The following is a 19,979-nucleotide window of genomic DNA, read 5'->3' on the forward strand; positions in this document are numbered from 1 at the left end:
CGTCACCATGGCCTATGCCGCCGGCGCCCGCGCCATGGGCGCCCAGATTGAACGCTTCTGCCCGGTCATTGGCACCGAACAGCAGCCCGACGGCAGCTGGATTGTGAAAACCGAAAAGGGCGACATCCACACCCAATGGGTGGTGAACGCAGGCGGCCTTTGGGGCCGCGAGGTGGCGGCGATGGCCGGCCTCACCCTGCCCTTGCAGCCGACCGAGCATCAGTATTTCGTTACTGAGTCCATCGACGAGGTCGCCAATCTGGGCCGCCGCCTGCCCTCAATCGCCGACCGCGACGGCGAATACTACTTCCGTCAGGAGGGCAACGGCTTCCTGATCGGCGCCTATGAAAAGGACATGCGCTTCTGGGCCGAAAACGGCACGCCGCTGGACTTCGCGCATGAGCTGTTCCCCGACGATCTGGACCGGATCATGGAAAACGTGATCCGCGCCACCGAGCGGGTGCCCTGCGCCGAAACCGCCGGCGTCAAGCGCGTCATCAACGGTCCGATGATCTGGTCGCCGGATTCAAACGCCATCTGGGGCCCGGTGCCGGAGCTGAAAAACTACTTCTGCTGCACCGGCATCATCCCCGGCTTCTCCCAGTCCGGCGGCCTCGGCCTGCTGGCGGCGCAGTGGATGATCGAGGGCGAGCCGCAGTACGACATGTTCGCCTGGGACCTGGCGCGCTTTGGCGACTGGGCCGACAAGAAATTCACCAAGGCCCGTGTCGAGGATCAATACGCGCACCGCTTTGCCATCCATTTCCCGAATGAGGAACGCAGCGCCGGCCGCCCGGCCCGTGTGCGCCCCGCTTATGAGATGCAAAAGGAAATGGGCTGCGTCTTTGGCCTCAACTGCGGCTGGGAGCATCCCCTGTGGTTCTCCGGCACCCCCGGCACCACCGATACCAACAGCTTCACCCGCCAGAATTGGTGGGAGCCGGTGGGACGCGAAGTGAAGATGCTGCGCGAGAACGTCGGGGTGATCGACATCTCCAACTTCGCCAACTACGTGATCAAAGGCCCGGGCGCGTTTGAGTGGCTGGACAAGCTGGTCGCCAACAAGGTGCCAACCGAGGTCGGCCGCTCCTGCCTCACCCCGCTGATTTCCGTGCGCGGCGGCGTTGCCGGCGACTTCACCATCACCAAGGTGGCGGATGATGAGTACATGATGGTCGGTTCCGGCATGGCGGAACGCTATCACCAGCGCTTCTTCAACATGGTCGAACTGCCGGAAGGCTCCACCTTTGAAGTCGCCACCAACCGCATCGCGGGCTTCAACGTGGCCGGTCCGAAGTCGCGCGACATGCTGCAGCGGATGACCAACGCGGATCTGTCGAACGAGGCTTTCCGCTTCATGCGCTCCCGCACCATCGACGTGGCAGGTGTGGAATGCCTGGCAATCCGTGTCTCCTTCACCGGCGATTTGGGCTGGGAACTGCACTGCGCTGAAGAAGACCAGGTCAAACTGTACTCTGCCCTGCTGGCCGCAGCGGCAGAGTTCGATGGCGGCCCGGTCGGCGGCCGCGCGCTGGGGAGCTTGCGGATCGAAAAGGGCTACGGCTCCTGGGGCCGCGAATACAGCCAGGAATACTGGCCGCAGGAGGTTGGCCTGGCCGGTCTGATCAAGCTGGACAAGGACTTCCTGAACAAGGACGCCTATCTGAAGGTCAAGGACAACGCCCCGCGCGAAATGCTATCCGCCTTTGAAATCGACGCGGTGAACGATGCCGACGCCTCCGGCGGCGAGCCGGTCTTTACTCCGGACGGCAAACCGGTGGGCCGTGTCACCTCAGGCGCTTATGGCTACTCGGTCGGCAAATCGCTGGCGCTGGGGTACGCCAACCCGGCCTTTGCCAAGCCAGGAGATGAGGTTGAGGTCTATATCCTCGGCAAGCCGCACAAGGCGCGCATCCTGGAAGCGGCAGCCTTTGACCCATCGGGCGCGCGGCTGCGGGCATGAGCCCTAATATAGCCGAATGAACACCTGCAGCCCCGGTCCAATGGCCGGGGCTGCAGGCTTTGGCCCGCCGGTAAGGTTGACTATATTATCCGGCAGGGAGCACAGCATGATGCAAGATATCGAGATCATTCACTGCGATGCATTGCCGCCAAAGCAGGAGCTGAACAGAATTCTGGCGCAGTATTACGACCTCATTGTCCAGCGGATGGGCGATATGGGCTTCGCCATCGACCCGGCGGCCCCGCAAAGCGCACTGGCGGAATTCTGGGCCAACGCCAGCGATTACCTGCCGCCGAACGGCTGCCTGCTGCTGGCGCGGAGCGAGACCGGCCAGATCGTCGGATGCGGCATGCTGAAACGGCTGGACCGGGAAACCGGAGAGCTGAAACGGGTCTTTGTCGTCGAGGCCGCGCGCGGCACCGGGACCGGGCGGCGGCTGATCGAGGCGCGCGAGGAGGCGGCTCGTAAAATGGGCCTCAAACGGCTGGTGGCCGACACGCTGACGCCAAATGTCGAAATGCGCAGTCTTTACCCCAAGCTGGGTTTCACAGAGGTGGAGACACCAATGGAAACAACGACCTATCTGGACCAGCCCATGCTGCGGCCACACCTGCATTTCTTTGTAAAAATCATCGGTTAACGCAGCACCCGGCCCCGGCGCACCGGCATCAAAGCGGCTGCATCCCCGCCGTGAGCCATGCTGCAAATGCGGCCTCATCCACGTCCCCCGTGGCCAGATCCTCCATCATCCGCACACCCTCCACCGGGTCCGGGCGGAACTGGTAGCCGTTGAGGCGCAGGAAGGTCAAAGCGGTCACAAAGGCCGTGCGCTTGTTGCCATCCACAAACGCATGCGCCTTGGCGATGCCGAAGGCATAAGCCGCGGCAACCTCCGCCACGCCTGCATCGGAATAGGCAGCCAGGTTCATTGCCCGCGCGCATCCCATTTCCAGAAGCGCCTTGTCACGCATCCCCGCCGCGCCGCCATGGCGCGAGATTTGCCGGTCATGGAAAATGGTTACCGCCGCCAGCGGCACCCAGGTGTATGTGCTCACGCCAGCGCCTGAAGCAGGTCGCGGTTTTCATCCATCACGACCTCAGCTGCTGCCAGCGCCTCGGCCACCGTTGGATCATGCGCCATCACCCGCAGGCTGCCATCATCGCCGCGCACCACAAACAGCGTGTCGCCTTCCTTGGCGTCCAGCATCGTCAGCATCTCTGTCGTCAGGGTGATGACGGCAGAGTTCCCGACTTTCCTGATCTTGGTCTCAATCATTGGCAAGCCTCACGTATATATACCCGTATATACGCGAAACACCGCCAGAATTCAATGCTGCCTGCGGCTCGCCTTGATGCCCTACAGTTCCATCTCCGCTGCCGCCTTTAGTAGCCATGCCTTGAAATGCTTGACCGAGGGCGTCGCCGCCTTGTCCTTGAAGGTGGCGAAATAGGTCCAGGGGCAATCCAGGTCGAAATCAAACGGTTCCACCAGCCGCCCGTCTGCCACATGGGACCGGACCAGTGTTTTCGGCAGAACCGCACAGCCCATTCCATTGGCGGCAAACTCCAGCCCCATGTTGGAGGAATTGGTCTGCAAGCCGCCCTTCAGCTCGATCCCGGTAAGCCCGTAATGCTTGGCGATCTTCTCCCAATAGATCGGCCGCCCCAGAATGTGGATCAGTTTCGCCTGCACCAGCTGTTCCGGCCGGGTCAGCGTCTCTCCCGCAACCTGGAAACCGGGCGCACAGACCAGCGCCAGCTTCTCGTCCCACAGCTTAACCGCCGGCCCCATCACATCATCCACGTGGTTGATAGTGATCGAAATGTCCGAGACATTTGTCTCCACATCCACCCAGATCGTGCTGTGAATGGTCAGGTCGATATCCGGATGCGCCGCGGAAAACCCCTCGATCACCTTCAGCAGCCAGCGCTCCGCCAGGCTGACCGGGCAGGAGATCACCACCTCCCGCTTGTGGCTTTGCGAGATCAACAGCTGGGTCGCGCTGTCGATTTCCTGCAGCGCATGGCGGACCGAAGGAAGATAGGCCTCCCCCACGTCAGTCAGCGACAAGGACCGCGGATGGCGCACGAACAGCGGGCGGCCGATGAACTCCTCCAGGCTGCGCACGTGGTTGGACACCGCCGACTGGGTGCAGTTAAGCTCATCCGCCGCCGAGGTGAAGCTGAGATAGCGCGCCGCGGCCTCAAAAGAGCGCAGGAATGTCAGGTGGGGCAGGTTTTTCATCAAGAGGTCCGCTGGCGGTTTCGGGGCCATGTTCCCATGCAATGGATTGGGCTGCAATTCCAAAGGGATCACGTCCCGAGAGGGGCGAAAAACGACGTCTAGCACGCATTTCGCGAAATAAAACGGCCCTATGACCCCGGTTTATTTGCGGGTCACCTGCGGCGGCGGAGCCTAGGCTTTGACCAACGCCCCCTTATGGACCGCTTGACATGACAGCCACATTCGACCGCGCCGCCGATTTCACCTTTGGCCTGACCCCCGGCGATTTGCCGGAAACCACCCGAAAGGCTGCGGCGCTGATGTTCCTGGACACCCTGGGCATCACTATCGGCGCCACCCCAATGGAGGCCGGGTGCATCGGCCGCGACACCGCCGTGGCGCTTTATGGCTGCGGTGAGGACGGCCTTGGCGCCCGGATGATGTTTGACGGCCGCCGGGTCAGCGTCGCAGGTGCCGCCTATGCCGCCGCCACCGCCACCGACAATCTGGACGGCCACGACGGCTATTACCCGACCAAGGGCCACATCGGCGTGGTGGTGATCCCGGCAATTGCGGCCTTGGCGGAAACGGTGCCGGATTTCTCAGGGCCGGAGGCGCTGGCGATCACCACGCTGGGCTATGAGCTGGCGGGCCGCGCCGCGCTGTCGCTGCATGCAACTGTCAGTGACTACCACACGTCGGGCGCCTGGAACGCGCTGGGGGTGGCGGCAATGGCCGCCCGGATGCGCGGCCTCAGCCGCGGCCAGCTGCGCCAGGCGCTGGGGATCGCCGAATTCCACGGCCCCCGCAGCCAGATGATGCGCGAGATCGCCAACCCCTCGATGCTGCATGACGGTTCCGGCTGGGGCGCGATGGCAGGCATGTCAGCGGCTGTGCTGGCAGAAAAAGGCTTCACCGGCGCGCCCGCAATCACCATCGAGGAAGACCGGGTGGCGGAACATTGGGAGGACCTCGGCCGCTTCTGGCAGATGGAACACCAGTATGTGAAGCCATACCCGATCTGCCGCTGGGCCCATGCGCCGATCGACGCCGTGCGGCAGGTGATGCTGGAACACGATCTGAGCCACGAGCAGATCGCCAAGATCCACATCAACACTTTCCACGAAAGCGCCTGCCTCTATCCGGGTATCCCCTCGACCACCAGCCAGGCACAGTATTCGCTGGGCTTTGCCGTTGCCATTCAGGCCGCATACGGGCGGATCGGGGTCGAGCATATCTCCGGAGCGGGCCTTGCCGACCCGCTAGTTGCATCAATCCACGAGCGCATCACCGTCTCTGAGGCCGCGCGCCATTCCGTCCGCTTCCCGGCTTGCCGGGTTGCCGATGTGGTGGTGACGCTGACCGACGGACGGGTCATCGAATCCGGCGACGTCCATGCCCGCGGCGGCCCAGAAGCGCCGTTCTCGCAGGAGGACATCGAGCGGAAATTCATGGAGTTCGCCGCGCCTTCGCTGGGCGAGGCCCGCGCCGGTGCCATCCGCGATGCAGTGCTGGGCTTCACCAATGAAGGCAGCAATTTCTCCGATCTGGGGCGTCTCATCTATGACGCGCCCGAAAACTAAGCCACCAACCTGACCAGAAAGACAGACACATGGCACGCGACAGACGCGGCGGCGGGCGCCGCGGCAAATCCTCCCGCTCCGGCGGCAGTATCGACCAGCTCCCCTGGAGCCAGGTAAAAAACACTTACCCTGCGTTTGAGCTCCTGAACACGGAGCAGATGGACCAGCTGCACGCCACCTCAATGCGGATCCTGTCAGAGGCCGGCATCCGGGTGATGGGCGAGAACGTGATGGGCATTTTCGAGGCCGCGGGCGCCATTGTCGACCGCGACACCAAGACCATCCGCATCGACGAAACCATCGTCACTGAAGCGTTGAAGACAGTCCCGGCGGAGTTCACCCTGACCGGCCGAAACCGGGACAAGCGGATCACGCTCGGCGGCAACAACGTGACCTTTGGCCTGGTGGCCGGCCCGCCCAACGTGCATGACTGCATCAATGGGCGCCGCTCCGGCAACCTCCCCGACTACCAGAACTTCATCAAGCTGGCGCATCACTTCAACGCCATCCACCTGATCGGCAACCAGGTCACCGCGCCGCTGGAGCTGCCCGCCAACAACCGCCACTTGGACACCTATCTGGCCAATATCACCTATGCCGACCTCAGCTTCCACTGCTCCGCCATCGGCCGCGGCCGGGCACTGGACGGGATCAACATGATGGCAATCTCCCGCGGCCAGACACCGGAGGAGATGAAGGGAGATCCGGGCGTGATCACCATCATCTCGGTCAACTCGCCGCGGCTGTTTGACGACGCGATGGGCGACGGGCTGATTGCCATGGCCGAATACGGCCAGCCGGTGACGGTGACGCCCTTTACCCTGATGGGGGCGATGACGCCGGTGACCCTGCCCGCGGCGCTGGCCCAGCAGAACGCTGAGGCGCTGTTCGGCGTGGTGCTGACACAACTTGTGAACCCCGGCACCCCGGTGATGTACGGCTCTTTCACCTCCAACGTCGACATGCGCAGCGGCGCCCCCGCCTTTGGCACGCCGGAAAACGCCAAGGCCAATATCGTCGGCGGCCAGCTGGCGCGGCGTTACGGCATCCCCTACCGGACCTCCAACGCCAATGCCTCCAACGCGGTGGACTTGCAGGCGGCTTATGAAACCATGATGGCGACCTGGGGCGCGGTGCTGGGCGGTGCCAATATCGTCTATCACGCGGCCGGCTGGCTGGAGGGCGGGCTGACCGCGTCCTATGAGAAGTTCATCCTGGATGTGGAGATCATCCAGAACATGATCGAATTCCTGAAACCGATGAAGTTCGACACGGATGAACTGGGCTTTGATGCCATCCAGTCAGTCCCCACCGGCGGCCATTTCTTTGGCGCCGAACACACGATGGCGCGTTATGAGACCGCGTTCTACCGGCCGATGCTGTCGGACTGGCAGAACTACGAGAATTGGGAGGCGGCAGGTGCCAAGGATGCACTGCAGCGCGCCACCGGCCTCTGGCAGCAGGCGCTGCAGGATTACGAGGAGCCCGCAATGGAGCCCGCCGTTCGCGAGGAGCTGGACGCCTATGTCGCCCGCCGGAAAGAAGAAATCGGCTCCGGCGAGCCTTGATGGGACGGGTGCGAGGGGCCTGCCCCTCGCGCTCCCCGGAGTATTTTCGCAAAGATGAAACAGACGCCAGTTTAGAGCCGATCAAACAGCCGCCCCGGCAGCCCGCGATGCCGCGGCAGGCCAAGCGCCCGCATCACGCAGAACATCATCGCCTGGTTGGAAGTGATAACCGGCTTGCCCAGATGCGCCTCGATCCGCTCCCCGGCCTCTACCGCGCGCATGTCGGTGCAGCTCAGCACGATGGCCTCTGCCTCCGGATGATCCGCCTGGCAGGCCAGATCAAACACCTCCTGCGGCGTCAGCTCCCCCTGGCCGTAGTTGCCCAGCTCACGCCCGATGTCCGCGCATCTGACAGTTTCGATGCCGTTCGCCGACAGGAACTCCATCGCCTGCCTGTTGATCTCCCCTAAATAGGGGGAGGAAAACCCAATCTTCACCGCCCCCAGCGCCCGAATTCCCGCCACCAGAGAACCGGCGGCGGTCAGGCAAACCGCACCCGACCCCGCCTTGATCTGCGCCGCCAGATCCGCATCAAACTCCGGCCCGTGGGTCAGCGTCGCCGAGGTGCAGCCGTAAAGCACAACATCAGGCCGCACCCCTGCAATCATCCGCAGGTCATGGCTGATATCTGACGCCCCCAGCCCCGCCATCTGATCAGAACCGGGGATCTCCTCCACGTCATATCCGCCCATGCGCTGGAAATGCACCGTGGTGTCCGGGCAGCGCATCAGCATCATGTCGGCCTCAAGGTTGGTGTTGGTGAAAGGCACCAGAACGCCGATCTTCGCGCGGGTGCGCGTTTCATGTTTCATGCCAGCACTCCCTTCAGCACGTCCAGCGCCCGGTCCATCACGTCCCGCCCGCACATGGTGGCGCGCAGGCAATCGCCCAGCCCGTAACCGCCCATTCCACGCATCAGCAGGTTCTGCCCCCGCAGCGCCGCGTCCGCCGCCTGCGCCTGACTGGCGGAGGCAAAGCGGATCAGCACAAAGTTGGTATGGCTCTGCGGCACCTCCAGCCCCAGCGCGCGGCAGTCTTCGGCAAACGTGTCCCGGATGGCAGCGGTTTGGGACACCACGTCCCGCATATGCGCCTGATCCCGCATCGCCGCCGCCGCCATCGCTTGCGAGGGAATGGAGATATTGTTGGGGTTCAATAGCTTGCGCACTTCCCCGGCAATCGCTGGCGGAAAATACCCCCAGCCGGCCCGCGCCCCCGCCAGCCCATAGGCCTTGGACAGCGTCCGCAGCACCACGGTATCGCCGCGCTCTGCCAGCGCAAAGATTTCGCCCGGATTGTTGTCCGCATCAGCAAATTCGGCATAGGCCTGATCGACCACCAGCAGCACATCCGCAGGCAAGTCTTGGCGCAGGCGCAGGAGGTCCGCGTTGGGGATCAGCGTGCCGGTCGGATTGCCTGGATTGCAGACAAACACAATCCGCACCTCAGGCGTCACCGCAGCAAGGATATCCTCCACTGAGACCGTCAGCTCCCGCTCCCGCGCCTTGACGTAATCCGCCTGCACTTGCGCCGCAGCGGTGGCCACGAAGGCATAGCCGTAATCGGTCCCCAGCACGCGGTCCCCCGGTCCGGCAAAGGCGCGGATCAGGCAACCGATCAGCTCCATAGAGCCGGCCCCACACAGCACCTTGGCCGGGTCCAGCCCATGTACCTTTGCCACTGCGGCGCGCAAGTCCGGCCACTCCGGATCCGGATAGAGCGGCATCTGCTCCAGCACCGCCCGGCCCGCCGCAAGGGCCGCCGGGCTGGGTGGGAACGCACTTTCATTCTGCGCAAGCGAGACCGTCCCCGCCCCGCCCAAATCCGCCAGCGCATAAGACGCCATGGCCGCCACATGCGGCACCGCACGGATCATTGGCCACACCCATAGGCGCGCGCGCCTTCTTCCGTCACCAGACCGCGCTCCATGTCCAGCGCCAGCGCCTCCGGGTCGCGCTGCAAGGGATCGCCAAACCCGCCGCCACCTGGGGTTTCAAAGATCAGATAATCGCCTGCCTCCACCCGCAGCTCGCCCTTGCCCGCAATGTCCTGTTCCCCATCGCGGAACCGGATACGCCCCGGCGCGCCGGGCAAGCCGCCCATGCGCCCCAAGGCCGGGAACTTCAGCCGCTCCACCGACAGGAACACGATAAATGGCGCGCCGTTGGAGGATGTCATCTCGATCCGCTGCCCCAGCCCGCCGCGGTATTTGCCTGCGCCGCCCGAGTCGGGCCGCAGCTCGCGCCGCCACATAACGACAGGCGCCACCGCCTCGGTGATCTCCACCTGGCTGCCATAAACGCCCGAGGGATAGGCGGTTGCCGACAACCCGTCCGCATGGGGCCGGGCGCCGGTGCCGCCGTTGTGGACCGGCTCGATGGCAAACTCCCGCCCACCGTCGCGGGCCACTTCCGGCGCGTGCCGCATCGGCAGGTCAAACATGCAGCTGGCACCCTCCGCCGGAACCTGGTCCGGCAGCGCCTGATGCAGGCAGCCCAGCACCAGATCCGGCGCTACCTGCCCCAGCGTATGCCGCATCGCCACCGGCACCGGGCGCTGCGCATTCAGGATGCAGCCTTTGGGGCCATCCACGGTAAAGGGCGCCAAACTCCCCGCATTGTTTGGAATATCCGGCCCCACAATGCAGCGCAGCGCAAACACCGTATAGGCGGTGGCATAGTTCAGCGGCACGTTGATGCCCTTGCTGGAACAGCCCGAGGTGCCGGTGAAATCCACATGCATACCGCCCTTGGAAACGGTCAGCGCCGCGTGCAGCTCCAGCTCATTCTCATAGCCGTCCATTTTCAGCACATTGCGGTAGACCCCTTCCGGCACCTCCGCGATGGCCTGCAATGTGCCCCGGCGGGAGGTCTCGATGATATAGGCCCCGAGCGCATTCAGATCGCTGAGGCCAAACTCCTCCATCATCCCTGCCAGCCGTGCCGCCCCGGCCTCGCAGCAGGCAATCAGCGCATATATGTCCCCCTCATTGGCAATCGGCTCGCGGCTGTTGGCGCGGACAATGTCCAGCAGAAGCGCGTTCGGTTCGCCTTCCGCCACCAGTTTGCAGGGCGGGATCAGCAGCCCCTCGTCATAGATGTCAGACCCCTCCGGCCCCATGCCCAGCCCGCCCAGGTCCACCAGATGAGAGGTGCAGGAGGTGAAGCCGACCACTCTGCCCCCTTTGAACACCGGCATCATCAAGAGGAAATCGTTCAGATGCCCCGAGGCCAGCCAGGGATCGTTGGTCATGTAGATATCGCCGGGCTTCATGGTCTCCGCCGGGAAGCGTTCGCGCAGGTGCATCACCGCCTCTGCCATGGTGTTGATATGGCCCGGCGTGCCAGTGACCGCCTGCGCCAGCATCTGCCCCATTGCGTCGAAAATCCCGGCAGAGATATCGCCGCATTCGCGCACGATCGGGGAAAATGCGGCGCGGATCAGGGTCTGCCCTTGCTCCTCGACCACGGCCAGCAACCGGTTCCACATAACTTGCAGGCGGGCTGGCGACAGGTCCTGTGACAAGGCGGTCATTGCTTATCTCCTTTTTGGTCCCGGATCAGGACAAGGTTGCCGATGGCATCCGCATGGGCGGAGAAATCCGCCGAGACCAGAGTGGTGGTCTGCGGCTCGGTGATCAGCGCCGGGCCTGGGATGCGGTCGCCGGGTTTCAGACTATCCCGCGGCACAAATGCCGCCTGCTTTTCGCGGCCATCCACATCGCAAATGATTGGCCGGAAGGCCCCGGGCGTGATTGTCCGCAGCGCCGGCACCTCCGGCACCGGCGGCACCTTCGCATCCGGTGTTGCCACCCGCACCGCCCAGTTCAGGATCTCGATCTTCATCCCTGGCACGGGACGCGAGAATTGCCGCGCGTACTCAGTTTCAAACGCCGCAATCAGCGGGCCAAGATCCTCCGCCGCCAGATCACGGTCCGGCAGGGCAATCTCGATCTCATGCCCCTGCCCGCTGTAGCGCATGAAGGCCGTCCGCTGCACCAGCGTTTCAGCATCGCCCGCGCCCTGCGCCACCACCGATTGCGCCTCGTCGATCATCTGGGCAAACAGTGTATTGATGCCGTCCAGATCCAGGTCCTCCAGCAGCGAATAACGCGAGCGCACGATTTCAAAACTGACCGGCGCAAACAGGAAGCCCACGGCTGAGCCAACACCCGGATTGGGCGGGATCACGATACGCGCCACCCCGGCGGAACGCGCGACCCGGGTTGCGTGCAGCGGCCCGTTGCCGCCAAAGGCAATCATCGTGCGCGCGCCCAGATCCTTGCCCGACTCCACCGCGTGCATCCGTCCGGCGCTGGCCATGCTTTCATCGACAATCCGGCTGACGCCGTCGGCAGCGCCAGTGCCATCCAGTTCCAGCCGCGAACCAATCACCCGGCTCAGCGCTTCCTTAGAAGCCTCCAGGTCAATCCGGATATGCCCCTCGGCAAAGGTCTCCGGCACGATATAGCCCAGCGTGATGTCGCTGTCGGTCACGGTCGGCTCCGTGCCGCCGCGCCCGAAGGCCACCGGACCCGGCTCCGACCCAGCCGATTTCGGCCCCACGGTCAGCCGGCCCAGCTGGTCCACCCCGGCGATGGAGCCGCCCCCGGCCCCGATCTCGATCATCTCGATCACCGGGATCCGCACCGGCATGCCCGACCCTTTGATGAAGCGCGCGGCGCGGGCAATTTCGAACTGGCGCGAGGTCTGCGGCCGGGCGCCATCAATCAGGCACAGCTTGGCGGTGGTGCCGCCCACGTCAAAGGACAACACCTGTTCCAGCCCCGCCTGCGCCGCAATCCGCGCCGCTAGGATGGCGCCGCCGGCAGGCCCCGACTCCACCAGCCGGATCGGAAACCGCGCCGCGGTCTGAATGGTGCACATGCCGCCGCCCGCGGTCATCATCAGGATCGGGCAGGCAACGCCTTCCGCCGCGAACCGCCCGGCAAACTGCGCCAGATAAGTCTCCATCAGCGGCTGAATATAGGCATTGGCAACCGTGGTGCAGAGCCGGTCGAACTCCCGCGCCTCGGGGCTGACCTCCGAGGAGATCGAGACCGTCAGCCCGGGCCGCCGCGCCGCCAGAATGTCCCGCAGCCGCCGCTCATGGTCCGGGTTGGAATAGGCGTGCATCAGGCAGACCGCCACCGCCTCTGCCCCGCTGGCATCCAGCTCCGCAATCAGCGCCTCTACCGCGCTGTCCTCCATGGGGATCAGCACTTCTCCTGTTGCCGACATCCGCTCCCGAATTGTCAGCGCGCGTTCCCGCGGCACCAGCAGGTCCGGCTTCTCCAGGTTGATGTCATACTGGGAATAGCGCCGCTCATAGGCGATCTCCAGAATGTCCCGGAACCCTTCAGTCGTCACCGTCGCCACCCGCGCCCCGCGCCGCTCGATCAGCGCATTGGTCGCCAGGGTGGTCCCGTGGATAAAACCGGTGACTTCGCCCAAAGACCGCCCCGCCTGCGCCATCACCCGCGCCGCGCCTTCCATCGCGCCAATGCCCGGGTTCTGATGCGTGGTCAGGGTCTTGGTTGAGGCCAGAATTCTGTCTTCGCCCGCCACCAGAACGGTGTCAGTGAATGTGCCGCCAATATCAATGGCAAGGCGCAGCGCTTGTGATGCTGTCATGTGTCATTCCAATGTCCGCCGTTGAGAAACCGTCAAAGCCCACCAGGGGCAGCGGAACTCAGGCAGCGACCAGGTTGCACCCGGTTGCGCGGCGGTCCATGCGTTTTGGAATGAAGCTTTGTGTCATGCCCCCATCCTGAGGCGCTGCCGGGCGGCACGCTTTGCGGATTGCGACACGCGCACAGTCAGATAACGGCATCTGACAGGCCAATGGCGGCACCCCTCCCGGCAGTTTCCCGCCGGGAGGAAGGGCTTCTCAGCCGAAATGCAGGGTTTTCACTTCCTGATAATCCTCCAGCCCCAGCATGCCGCCCTCGCGGCCGTTGCCGGACTGCTTGTAGCCGCCAAAGGGCGAGCCGTAGTTGAAGCCGCCGCCATTGATATGCACTGCGCCTGCGCGCAAACGGGCGGCAACACGCTCGGCCCGCTCCGGGTCGCCGGTCTGCAAATAGGCCGCCAGCCCGTAAGGCGTGTCATTGGCAATGCGGATGGCGTCTTCCTCGTCCTCGAACGGGATGATCACCAGCACCGGGCCAAAGATCTCCTGCTGCGCGATGGCCATATCGTTAGTCACACCGGCAAAGACGGTGGGGCGCACATACCAGCCCTTGTCCAGCCCCTCGGGCCGGCCCAGACCACCCGCCAGCAGGGTGGCACCTTCGTCGATACCTTTCTGGATCATGGTCTGCACCCGGTCGTATTGGATGCGGTCGAACATCGGGCCGATGTGATCGCCCTCCTGGCTCGGGTCGCCAACGGCCTGGCCCTCCGCGGCGGCCCTGGCAATCTCCAGCACCTGATCGTAACAGCTGCGCTCCACCAGCATCCGGGTCGGCGCATCGCAGCTCTGGCCGGTGTTATACATGCACTCCAGCACCGAGGCAGTGACCTTCTCCTCAAGGTCAGCATCCGCGAACACCAGGTTCGGAGACTTGCCGCCCAGTTCCAGCGTCACCCGCTTCACCGTTTCGGCCGCATCCTTGGAGACCGCTATGCCGGCCCGGGTCGAGCCGGTGAAGGACATCATGTCAACGTCCACATGCCGCGACAGGCCCGCGCCCACCGTCGGCCCGTCGCCGTGGATCAGGTTGAAGACGCCTGCCGGATAGCCCGCGTCATGAATCATCTGCGCATAAACGGCGGCGGACATGGGCGTGTGCTCTGATGGCTTCAGCACGCAGGTGCTGCCCGTCGCCAGCGCCGGCAAAACCTTCAGCGCGATCTGGTTCACCGGCCAGTTCCAAGGGGTGATCAGCCCGCAGACGCCGATAGGCTCGCGCACCAGAATATCGCCATTGGGCAGGGTTTCACGCAGCTCCTGCGTCTTCAGCGCCTCCAGAATGCCCTCCAGGTGCCCGATGCCCGAATCGGCCTGCGCGTCCCGCGCCATGGTAACCGGCGCCCCCATCTCTGCGCTCATCGCTTGCGCTAGCTCCTCTCGCCGGTCCCTGCTGATCTCCAGCAGGCGCTCCAGCAGCGCAATCCGTTCGGCGCGGGAGGTCTGCGAAAAACTCTCAAACGCCGCCTTGGCCGCTGCAACCGCGGCGTTCACATCCTGCTCATCCCCCAGGATGATGGTGCCGATCCGCTCTTCCGTGGCCGGGTTCAGCACCGGAAACTCGCGGGCCGAATGCGGCGTCACCCAGGCGCCGCCGATATAGAATTTTTGCAGGTCCATCAGGTTGTTCTCACTGTTGCGTCGCATATGCGGTTGAGACCGGGGCAGAGGCGCGGACCATCTGCCTGCGGCGGATGCTGCCAGGAGTTCCAGACAGCGGCATTGATCCGGCAGCCTGCCCGGCTTCCCGCGTACAGGATAGGCCAAAACCGTCACCGGGCTGGCAATATTTCGACATTTTCAGGCTGTGGGATGCACGCATCAGTAGCCGGGAAAGACTCCATTGCAAGCCGGAACCGCTTCGCGGCCGGTTCCCGCCTTGGCTATGCTGTCCGAAAGCCCGCCAAAAAGGGCGCCCAGAGGCAGAATATGAGCAAACCCCATTGGACAGCACGGTCCGTGCTGCTGGCAGGCACGTTCCTGTGCGGCTGTACCGTTGTCGGCATCGACTACCACCGCCCCGATTTCGCGGTGCCGGTCAGCTATTACCAATCCCGCAGCTATGCCACCGCGAAGGGGGCGTCTGAGACCTGGTGGCAGGGCTTGAACGACCCTGCGCTGAACCGGCTGGTTGCCGCAGGCCTGCAGCAGAACCTCGGCCTCAAGGCCGCCAAGGAACGGCTGATCGCAGCCGAAGCCCTGCGCCGGGGATCAGGCCGCCCGCAGCAGGTCAGCGGTGATCTGGAGGCCAGCTCGATCTTCTCGCGCCGCGAATCGCAGGACGGCTCCACCAGCACCGACACCGCCGCCATTGGCGCCACCTATGTCTTTGACCTGTTCGGCGAGTTCGAGCGCCGCTCCGAACGGGCCGTGGCTGACCGTGATGCCCAATTCTACCAGCTGGCCACCACCCGGCTGGCGGTGATCGACGCCATTACCCGCACCTATATCCAGGCCCGCTTCTTTCAGCGCGGTGCCGCGGTCACCCGCAAGACCATCCAGCTGCGCCAGCAGATCCTGCAAACGGTGGAGGAGCTGAAAGAAGCCCGTGCCGTGCTGGCACTGGACCTGGAACGCACCAAGCTGCAGGTCGCCAGCGCCAAGGCGGACCTGCCAGCCTTCATCGCCAGCTACGAATCCTCGGTCTATGCCCTGGCCACGCTGCTGGACCGCGATGCGTCAGAGGTTTTTGCGATGATGCAGGGCAGCTCCGGCCAGCCCTCCCCCGCTACCCAGCCGGAACTGGGCGTGCCCGCCACCCTGCTGCGCAACCGCCCCGACGTGCTGCTGGCTGAGGCCCAGCTGCGCGGCGCCACCGCGAACATCGGCGTCACCGAGGCAGAACTCTATCCTTCGCTGGAAATCACCGGATCGGTTCAGGCCATACGCGGCGTGGATGACCTTTATTCCATCGGCCCGGCGCTGAACCTGCCGCTGTTCAACCGCCCGGTTCTGCGCGCCTTCCACCAAAGCGCGATGGCTGAGGCCAAGGCCGCTCAGTACGACTACCGAACGTCCGTGCGCACTGCGGTTGAGGAGGTCCAGTCGCAGCAAAGCAACCTGCGCGCCGCCCGTGAACGCACCGCTGCCCAGGCGCGGGCGGTCAACCTCGGTTCCAAGGTCGCCGATCTGGCGCGTGAAACCTTCAAGGCCAATGAAATCACCCTGTTCGATCTGTTGAACACAGAAGAAGCCCTGCGCGACAATGAGCTGAGCCTGATCACAGCCCGGCGCGACCTGGCGCTGGCCTGGGCCCGCCTGCAGATCTCCCTGGGCAAGGGCTGGGCGCCGCACCAGGATCCGGACAGCGCGGTGGTTCTGGTTAAGAAGTCAGACTAGGCCAGCCCTGCAGCGCAGACGCGGCAGCCGGCCTCAGGCCTGCTGCGCTTCGCGTTCCATCTGCTCGACCATCTTGCGGGCGCGCTTGCACTGCAGCTTGTCACGCAGCGGGCTGTCGGGGTCGATGTCCTTGGAGCAGACCACGCATTTGTCGGCACCTGAAATCGCATTCAGGCCGCCGCAGCTGCCTTTGATCTTCTTGCCCATCAGAATGACCCCCAGCGACATGCCCAGGGTAACGATCAGCAGCAGGATAAAGGCCAGAAGAAAGGTGCTCATAAAGTGGTCCCTCGCAGGATGGCTTGGTGCGCGGTGTCAGTTGGCGGTTAACGCCTCAAAGGCGCTGCTTGCCGCTGTCATATAGGCATCCGGCCCGGCTTGCACGTCCCGATCAATGAAAAACACGGCAAGTTTATGCTGCTCGGCCAGCTTCAGCCCGTTTTCGCGGCCCAGAACCAGCATTGCGGTGGCCCAGGCATCGGCCAGCATGGCGTTTTCTGCAATCACTGTGACCGAAGTGGTCGCATGAGTCACCGGCCGCCCGGCAACGGGATCGAGGATATGGGAATAACGGGTCCCCTCATACTCGAAGTAATTGCGGTAATCGCCGGAGGTCGCCAGCCCATGGTTGCTGACCGGCACGATCAGCTGCACGGTCTGCGCCGCCGCATCCGGTTTCTCGATGCCGATGCGCCAGGCTTCGCCCTTGGCGTTTTCGCCCTTGGTCACCAGATCGCCGCCGATCTCGACCATGTAATGCTCGACGCCAAAACCCTGCAGCGCCTCTGCCACCGCATCCACGCCATAGCCCTTGGCGATGGCCGACAGGTTGATGCCGGTTTCCGGCGCGGATTTTCTGAGCGTCCCGGCCTCAGCGTCCAGCATCAGCAGCCGCGCCTGCCCGACGCTCTCCAGCGCCTTGGCAATGGCCGCATCCGATGGCACCGGGTCTTCGGGTTTGCGCGGGCCAAAGCCCCACAGCTCGATCAGCGGGCCGAGGGTCACATCGAACTTGCCGCCGGTCTTGGCGTGCACATCATTCGCCGCCGCCAGCACATGGGCAAACTCCGGCGACACCCGCACCGGCGCGGTGCTGCGTTCGGCGGAAAAGGTGGAAACCTCCGAGGCCGGATCCCAGTTCGACATCTTGGCATTGACCGACGCCAGGGTGCCCTCTACGGCTGAACCCAGCGCCTCCTGGTCCAGATCCTCGCCAATGGCAATCACGCTGTAGGTGGTGCCCATGGTTTCACCGGTCAGCCGCACCTCTTCCGGCGCGCTATCGAACCAGCAGCCGGACACGGCCAGCACCGCGGGCAGGGTCAGGGCGATCAGGACCTTTCTGGGCATCAGGCTGGGCATTCGGCAACCTCCGGCAGCAAAACTGGCGCAGCTATGCCCCTGCCCCGCGCCAGAGTCAAACGGAGCGCCAGGGCAGGCCTCAGAACTTCAAGGGCAGAAAGGCCAGTGCCAAGAGGCCCACCGCGGCAGGCAGCCCGTACAGCCAGGCCCGGAAGCGCGCGTTGGGTGCTTCACTCTTCCAGTTCTGCCGGTACAGGTGGCCGCAGACAACCACCAGGAACACGGTCAGCGCACCGGTCACGGGGGTCAGGTAGAGGCTTTCGAACATGTTGTTTTTCCGCTGTTGTTAGCGCTCGCGTCATTTCGCCCCTTTCCGGATCATAATCCGCCGCTAAGATGGGGGTATGACCTGATGCAGGATACAGGAGGAGACCCCGCGCATGGCACCGTTCTCATACCAGCCTCCCACCCGGGGCGACAAGGCCGGGCAGGAAAGCCACAGCCAATCGCCCGAGTCGAATTTGTCGCACGGCCAGTCGACCGTCGCCAGTTTGCTGGAGGCCAAGGGCGACGCGATCTTTGCGATCCGCCCCAACGATACGGTCGGCCACGCGGTCGAGGCGCTGAAGGCAAAGCGCATCGGCGCGTTGGTGGTCACCGACCAGAACGGCGCGCTGCAGGGCATCCTGTCGGAACGCGACATCGTGCGCCGCCTGGCAGACACCCCGGGCCACACCCTGCCGCAACTGGTTGAGGAGATCATGACCCGCGAGGTCAAGACCTGCGCGCCGGACGACCTGCTGATCGACGTCGCCAAGGTGATGAACGAGGGCCGCTTCCGCCACCTGCCGGTTCTGAAGGACGGCAAGCTGGCGGGCATGATCACCGTCGGCGACGTGGTGAACTTCCGTCTGAAAGAGCTGGAATACGAAGCCCTGCGCATGAAGCAGATGATCGTCGGCTGAGGCTCATACCAAATGGTCCGCCTTCGGGCGGATCACCTCTGGCGGCAGGCCTTGCTGCATCCTGCCGCCATTCACGCCTTGCGCAGCAATCACCGGTTTGAGCCCAAACTGAATATTCGAAATCCTCGCTGCGTGCGCACACAGCAACCGGAATGCTGCAAACGTGTGAAGTTCGGTGCCGCCACGCATTGGCAGAACCGGTCATTCATGCAGACCGCGGCGAAGACCCGTCGCTGAATTCACAAGAAACGAAGCAAAGTGGCCATCGCCCGAAAGTGATTGAATGTCCGCAATACCAGCGTTTTTGCTTATGTTTTAAAAGAGTAGCTGGCATTGGGCGTTCGTCAGCCCATACAAACAAGCCGGCTTGGCCGAGGCAAATAACAAAAGGGTTTCAGCAGCGGGCAAAATCAGCCTGGGTGCTTTGGGCTGTCAGCCATTCAATGGCGAGCTGTGTCTTGCGGCGCGTATGGCTGCCTTTGCGCACGTCCAGGAAATACCCGTGGGTTGGTTTGATGTCTTCGCCGAACAAGCGCACCACTCTGTCTTCGGCCAGATCCTGATCAATCAGCGGCAGCCATCCGACGATCACGCCCTGGCCTTCGGCCGCGCCGCGCAGCAGAACATTGGCGTCTTCAAACACCGGCCCGCGCAAGGTGTCCGGAACCCGCACGCCCATGGCTGAAAACCAGTCCAGCCAGCCCCAATGATTCCGTTGGTGCAGCAACGGCATGTGCAGGAGGTCTGCCGGTGTTTCCACGGGGCCGAACCGGGTGAGGAAAGCCTCTGAGGCAATCGCCACCGGGCTGAGTTCAAGCAGTTTGACGGCCCCCTCGGGCATCTCCGACATGCGTTCCCAGCGGATCACGATATCCACGTTTTCGCGGTCCTGCGCGCCGGGCTGATACGTCGGCACCACTTCCAGCCCGGTTCCGGGGTGCTGTTCCCAGAAATTGCTGATCCGCGGCATCAGCCAGCGGGCGGTGAAAATGGGGCCGGCGGCAATGCGCACGGTCCTGCGGGTGGTGCGCCGGAGCGCGCGGACGGCATCCTCGAGCATGCCAAAGGCCTGAACCGCCGTTTCCGCCAGCCGCTGCCCGTCTTCGGTCAGCACCACATCGCGCCCGGAGCGTTTGAACAGCTTGGTGCCGAGCTGCTCCTCAAGGCCGCGGATGTGGTGGCTGATTGCGGTGGGGGTTACGGACAGAAGCTCCGCCGCAGCGCGGAAGCTGCCCGTGCTGGCGGCGGCTTCGAAGGCGCGCAGGGCGGAGAGAGACGGCAGCATGCGGAATCCATAGATGAGTACAGCTCATTAGTTGCTGAGCAATGACCATTTGTAAATGG

The 19,979-nt window shown here is 64.0% G+C and carries 18 protein-coding genes; 6 read left to right on the forward strand and 12 right to left on the reverse strand.

Annotated features, from left to right (window positions below; all coding sequences use genetic code 11):
• Nucleotides 1-1,963, forward strand: a 1,963-nt coding sequence (locus GC1_RS21110; RefSeq protein WP_039498875.1) for a GcvT family protein, incomplete at its 5' end; no start/stop codon positions are given.
• Between the two features lie 106 nt (nucleotides 1,964-2,069).
• Nucleotides 2,070-2,603, forward strand: a complete 534-nt coding sequence (locus GC1_RS21115) for a GNAT family N-acetyltransferase (RefSeq protein ID WP_019296979.1) — start codon at nucleotides 2,070-2,072, stop codon at nucleotides 2,601-2,603.
• A gap of 28 nt (nucleotides 2,604-2,631) precedes the next feature.
• On the opposite strand, the gene GC1_RS21120 is transcribed toward GC1_RS21115, so the two are convergent.
• The 3 genes from GC1_RS21120 to GC1_RS21130 all read right to left on the reverse strand — a co-directional run bounded on the left by GC1_RS21120 (nucleotide 2,632) and on the right by GC1_RS21130 (nucleotide 4,208).
• On the reverse strand, nucleotides 2,632-3,018 hold the full coding sequence (locus GC1_RS21120; RefSeq protein ID WP_019296978.1) for a type II toxin-antitoxin system death-on-curing family toxin: 387 nt from the start codon (nucleotides 3,016-3,018) through the stop codon (nucleotides 2,632-2,634).
• The gene (locus tag GC1_RS21125) at nucleotides 3,015-3,239 is read right to left on the reverse strand and encodes an AbrB/MazE/SpoVT family DNA-binding domain-containing protein (RefSeq protein WP_019296977.1); all 225 of its coding nucleotides are present in this window, start codon (nucleotides 3,237-3,239) and stop codon (nucleotides 3,015-3,017) included. The genes GC1_RS21120 and GC1_RS21125 overlap by 4 nt, the downstream gene beginning before the upstream one ends.
• A gap of 81 nt (nucleotides 3,240-3,320) precedes the next feature.
• A complete protein-coding gene (locus tag GC1_RS21130) occupies nucleotides 3,321-4,208 on the reverse strand; it encodes a LysR substrate-binding domain-containing protein (RefSeq protein WP_019296976.1) in 888 nt (295 codons plus the stop codon).
• 209 nt (nucleotides 4,209-4,417) lie between these two features.
• On the opposite strand from GC1_RS21130, the gene GC1_RS21135 reads away from it, so the two are divergent.
• Together GC1_RS21135 and GC1_RS21140 are read left to right on the forward strand one after the other, a co-directional pair.
• Nucleotides 4,418-5,770, forward strand: coding sequence for an MmgE/PrpD family protein (locus GC1_RS21135; RefSeq protein WP_019296975.1), 1,353 nt, complete (start codon nucleotides 4,418-4,420; stop codon nucleotides 5,768-5,770).
• Nucleotides 5,771-5,799: 29 nt separating this feature from the next.
• Complete coding sequence (locus GC1_RS21140; RefSeq protein ID WP_019296974.1) at nucleotides 5,800-7,338, forward strand: trimethylamine methyltransferase family protein; 1,539 nt, start codon at nucleotides 5,800-5,802, stop codon at nucleotides 7,336-7,338.
• A 71-nt stretch (nucleotides 7,339-7,409) separates the two neighbouring features.
• Here GC1_RS21140 and GC1_RS21145 read toward each other — a convergent pair whose 3' ends face one another.
• The 5 genes from GC1_RS21145 to GC1_RS21165 all read right to left on the reverse strand — a co-directional run bounded on the left by GC1_RS21145 (nucleotide 7,410) and on the right by GC1_RS21165 (nucleotide 14,649).
• Entirely contained in the window at nucleotides 7,410-8,150 is a 741-nt protein-coding gene (locus GC1_RS21145; protein ID WP_019296973.1) for a maleate cis-trans isomerase family protein, read from the reverse strand.
• Nucleotides 8,147-9,214, reverse strand: coding sequence for a pyridoxal phosphate-dependent aminotransferase (locus GC1_RS21150; protein WP_019296972.1), 1,068 nt, complete (start codon nucleotides 9,212-9,214; stop codon nucleotides 8,147-8,149). The genes GC1_RS21145 and GC1_RS21150 overlap by 4 nt, the downstream gene beginning before the upstream one ends.
• Nucleotides 9,211-10,872, reverse strand: coding sequence for a hydantoinase B/oxoprolinase family protein (locus GC1_RS21155; protein WP_019296971.1), 1,662 nt, complete (start codon nucleotides 10,870-10,872; stop codon nucleotides 9,211-9,213). The genes GC1_RS21150 and GC1_RS21155 overlap by 4 nt, the downstream gene beginning before the upstream one ends.
• Nucleotides 10,869-12,971, reverse strand: a complete 2,103-nt coding sequence (locus GC1_RS21160) for a hydantoinase/oxoprolinase family protein (RefSeq protein WP_019296970.1) — start codon at nucleotides 12,969-12,971, stop codon at nucleotides 10,869-10,871. The genes GC1_RS21155 and GC1_RS21160 overlap by 4 nt, the downstream gene beginning before the upstream one ends.
• 256 nt (nucleotides 12,972-13,227) lie before the next feature.
• A complete protein-coding gene (locus tag GC1_RS21165; RefSeq protein ID WP_036762288.1) occupies nucleotides 13,228-14,649 on the reverse strand; it encodes an aldehyde dehydrogenase family protein in 1,422 nt (473 codons plus the stop codon).
• A gap of 309 nt (nucleotides 14,650-14,958) precedes the next feature.
• On the opposite strand from GC1_RS21165, the gene GC1_RS21170 reads away from it, so the two are divergent.
• Nucleotides 14,959-16,368 (forward strand): efflux transporter outer membrane subunit, encoded by a 1,410-nt coding sequence (locus tag GC1_RS21170; protein ID WP_019296968.1) that lies wholly within the window; start codon nucleotides 14,959-14,961, stop codon nucleotides 16,366-16,368.
• Nucleotides 16,369-16,401: 33 nt separating this feature from the next.
• Here GC1_RS21170 and nqrM read toward each other — a convergent pair whose 3' ends face one another.
• The 3 genes from nqrM to GC1_RS21185 all read right to left on the reverse strand — a co-directional run bounded on the left by nqrM (nucleotide 16,402) and on the right by GC1_RS21185 (nucleotide 17,998).
• Entirely contained in the window at nucleotides 16,402-16,647 is a 246-nt protein-coding gene (gene nqrM / locus GC1_RS21175; protein WP_019296967.1) for a (Na+)-NQR maturation NqrM, read from the reverse strand.
• Between the two features lie 36 nt (nucleotides 16,648-16,683).
• A complete protein-coding gene (locus tag GC1_RS21180) occupies nucleotides 16,684-17,730 on the reverse strand; it encodes an FAD:protein FMN transferase (protein WP_019296966.1) in 1,047 nt (348 codons plus the stop codon).
• Nucleotides 17,731-17,809: 79 nt separating this feature from the next.
• Nucleotides 17,810-17,998, reverse strand: coding sequence for a hypothetical protein (locus tag GC1_RS21185; RefSeq protein ID WP_019296965.1), 189 nt, complete (start codon nucleotides 17,996-17,998; stop codon nucleotides 17,810-17,812).
• Between the two features lie 112 nt (nucleotides 17,999-18,110).
• On the opposite strand from GC1_RS21185, the gene GC1_RS21190 reads away from it, so the two are divergent.
• Complete coding sequence (locus GC1_RS21190; RefSeq protein WP_019296964.1) at nucleotides 18,111-18,635, forward strand: CBS domain-containing protein; 525 nt, start codon at nucleotides 18,111-18,113, stop codon at nucleotides 18,633-18,635.
• A gap of 394 nt (nucleotides 18,636-19,029) precedes the next feature.
• On the opposite strand, the gene GC1_RS21200 is transcribed toward GC1_RS21190, so the two are convergent.
• Nucleotides 19,030-19,920: a LysR substrate-binding domain-containing protein gene (locus GC1_RS21200; protein WP_019296962.1), complete on the reverse strand. Its 891-nt coding sequence runs from the start codon at nucleotides 19,918-19,920 to the stop codon at nucleotides 19,030-19,032.
• Between the last annotated feature and the right edge of the window lie 59 nt (nucleotides 19,921-19,979).

It is taken from the genome of Leisingera sp. ANG1 (assembly GCF_000203975.2).
In the GTDB taxonomy this organism is placed as follows: Bacteria; Pseudomonadota; Alphaproteobacteria; order Rhodobacterales; family Rhodobacteraceae; genus Leisingera.